Genomic DNA, 2,723 nt, shown 5'->3' with positions numbered 1-2,723 from the left:
TCGCAGACACAATTTCTAAAGCTTCTTGGTAATCTCTTTCAGTACGAAGTGGTTTGATATTCATTTCTTAAGTTCCTTTAGTTCTACAGTGTTGGCGTCAATAGCACTAAATTGTAATATTTTTGTTGACATGTGTCGCATAATACATTACATTTTGTTTAAAATGACGTTACAGAGTTTGCTATGATCAAAACATTTAAAAATAAAGACCTACAATCTCTCTGGGAAACAGGAAAATGTAAGATTGATAGCAGGCTTCAACAACGTATTATTCGCCGTCTTGATACCCTTGACGCGGCTTCTCAAGTTAGTGATATCAATGTACCAGGTTATAACTTTCATATGCTTAAAGGCTTTACTCCAACTCGCTACACAGTTCATATCAACGGTCCTTGGTGTATCACTTTTGAATTTAAAGACCGACACGTTTACCATGTTGATCTAGAGCAATACCATTGAAGATTGTAAGATTAATTGTAAAGGAGATTATCTATGACCACACGTAATCCTAACCGCTGTCCCTCTCATCCAGGAGAAATTTTAGCAGAATCTTTAGAGCATTTAGATACAAGCAAAACTGAAATTGCTCGGATTCTTCAAATATCACGCCAGCACTTGCACGGCATCCTTAAAGGAGAACGTCCTGTTACAGCTGTAACAGCGGCTCGCATTGGCAAACTTTTGGGTAATGGACCCGCCTTATGGCTACAACTTCAAGCCAATTATGATACATGGCATGCCTTGCGGGATATAGATGTTTCTTCTATTCCAACGCTAGAAGCTAGTAAAAAAGTAGATATGCAAATGGAACATAGCCGTTAAGAAAGAAATTGCATACCTCCCCGCCTAAAAGACGAGGAGATAAAATCATGTTTTAAGTCTAAGCAGCTTTTTTAATGGGGTTCTCCAAACTTGGCTCGTAAGTTTTCAACAAAGGCTCCATAATCGGAGGAGGTTTTAAGGTTCCAAAATTTGTAATCATTGCCAAAATCCTAAGTGCATTTGGCGATTCCTCTTGAAGTTTTAAAATCAAAGCTTTTTCTATTGCATCCATGGTCTCAATGAGAGCATTAAAAGTCTTATCTTCTACATCATCACGATCAGAAAATTGAAACAATGCCATCCACAAATCGCATAAAAAGTCGATACTGGTATTCATTGTACATCCCCAAAGATTTGTTCTCTCAAACATGCCAATCCCTTTGGTGTGATTTTAGTTGAAGGGAGCACCTTATCTGTTCCATCTGGTCTTTGAATGGTAATAGCAGGGCAATCCATAAGACCTTTCTTGATTTTATCCTGATAAGGTAACAATGGACCAGTCGGAATACGGCGATATACCCAATCATTTTGACGCAAGTAATTGGTCAAATCCTTTGGTCGTACCTCTAACATCTTTGCTGCTTCAATAAGACCAAACAACCCATCAGAGCGCTTTAAGCCTTCCAAAGCCTTTGCTTTTGGTGCTAATTCTGCAATAACATGATCTTTCTGCTCGATTTGACTTTGTAAGTGATTCAAGACACCAAGCAACGCTTCGGGTTTGGAGTAGTCAACTTGTGGGGTTGCTACTTGTTTTAAAAGCCGTTCACATTTGGTAAAATATTGACGTGCCTCATGCCCTTTGTCATTACGCTCTATCATTGAAAGGTGTTTAGCCATGTCTAATGTGATGTGGTATTCTTTTACCTTTCCACCGCTTACTAAATTTTTAGTAAGCGTTATAAAGTTTATATTTTCCTGAAATTTACATTCTTTAATGCGATTTTTAATCCAATCATTAAAGCAAGCTTTTATTTCTAAAAACGTATGTAAATCACGTGCGTTAACAGTTTGGACAGTTTCCTGATCAATAACCCGTTCTTTAATTTCTATAAGAGTGTTCATAGTGAACTCCTATCGATTAGAGGTTTCTTATTGACATTCCAGAAGAATGCCGGGCGCTAAGAAACACGGTCGATAGTCCGTCGTTACGCTTTCCCCATAAAGAGTATTGTATAGCGTAACTACACCCGACAAATCTATTATATGCATGTAGCATATAATGAGTCAAAGTCTTTAATGTGCGGAGAAGAGATTGTGTCGGCAACCTATCCGCTATCGATTTAAGGTGTTTCTTAGGCACCTGGTTCGAAAATATACATTGACGCAATAATGTCAAGCATCTTTCGACAATTTTTTTATTTTTGTTGATTCATCTCTGGATGCCGAGCACTGAAAAACACAGTATTTCGCCCCTCATTTTCCCATTCATCTCATTAGCCAATAGTTTAAAGGAGCATAAAGTATGGCAACAGGTTTTCTACACGGTGTTGAAGTTGTCGAGGTTGACGACGGCACACGCCCCCTTCGCGCAGTTCAATCGGCAGTTATCGGGATTGTTGGCACAGCACCCGATGCCGATGAACAAGCCTTTCCTCTTAACACACCCGTTTTAGTCTCAGGTTCACTTTCACAAGCCGCTAAACTGGATAAAACAGGCAAGCGTCAAGGCACATTGCCCAATGCTCTTGACCTGATTTTCAAACAAGTGGGCGCCATTGTCGTCGTCGTGCGTGTGAACGAAGGTGACAATGAAAGCGCAACATTGACCAATGTTCTAGGCGGTGTGAACGCAAATGGCGCTTATGAAGGTGTCCATGCGTTGATTGGGGCACAATCCATTTTGGGACAAACACCACGCATTCTTATTGCCCCAGGTTTTACCCATAAACGCCCTATCA

At 39.9% G+C, this 2,723-nt stretch carries 4 protein-coding genes and 1 pseudogene; 3 read left to right on the top strand and 2 right to left on the bottom strand.

Going from position 1 to position 2,723, the window contains the following annotated elements; genetic code table 11:
- Positions 1–183 precede the first annotated feature (183 nt).
- Positions 184–459, top strand: coding sequence for a type II toxin-antitoxin system RelE/ParE family toxin (locus tag GQO39_RS08230; protein ID WP_156851730.1), 276 nt, complete (start codon positions 184–186; stop codon positions 457–459).
- Positions 460–492: 33 nt separating this feature from the next.
- On the top strand, positions 493–822 hold the full coding sequence (locus GQO39_RS08225) for a HigA family addiction module antitoxin (RefSeq protein WP_007552699.1): 330 nt from the start codon (positions 493–495) through the stop codon (positions 820–822).
- Between the two features lie 58 nt (positions 823–880).
- On the opposite strand, the gene GQO39_RS08220 is transcribed toward GQO39_RS08225, so the two are convergent.
- The gene (locus GQO39_RS08220) at positions 881–1,159 is read right to left on the bottom strand and encodes a hypothetical protein (protein WP_156851729.1); all 279 of its coding nucleotides are present in this window, start codon (positions 1,157–1,159) and stop codon (positions 881–883) included.
- A complete protein-coding gene (locus tag GQO39_RS08215) occupies positions 1,156–1,887 on the bottom strand; it encodes an antA/AntB antirepressor family protein (protein WP_156851728.1) in 732 nt (243 codons plus the stop codon). Before GQO39_RS08215 ends, GQO39_RS08220 begins: the two co-directional genes overlap by 4 nt.
- Positions 1,888–2,287: 400 nt before the next feature.
- Here GQO39_RS08215 and GQO39_RS08210 point away from each other — a divergent pair.
- Positions 2,288–2,723: pseudogene (locus GQO39_RS08210) on the top strand (phage tail protein); the annotation flags it as partial.

The organism is Bartonella refiksaydamii (assembly GCF_902652675.1).
Lineage (GTDB): Bacteria > Pseudomonadota > Alphaproteobacteria > Rhizobiales > Rhizobiaceae > Bartonella > Bartonella refiksaydamii.
Note: the sequence above shows the minus strand (reverse complement) of the source record. Positions and strands in the feature narration are given on the sequence as shown.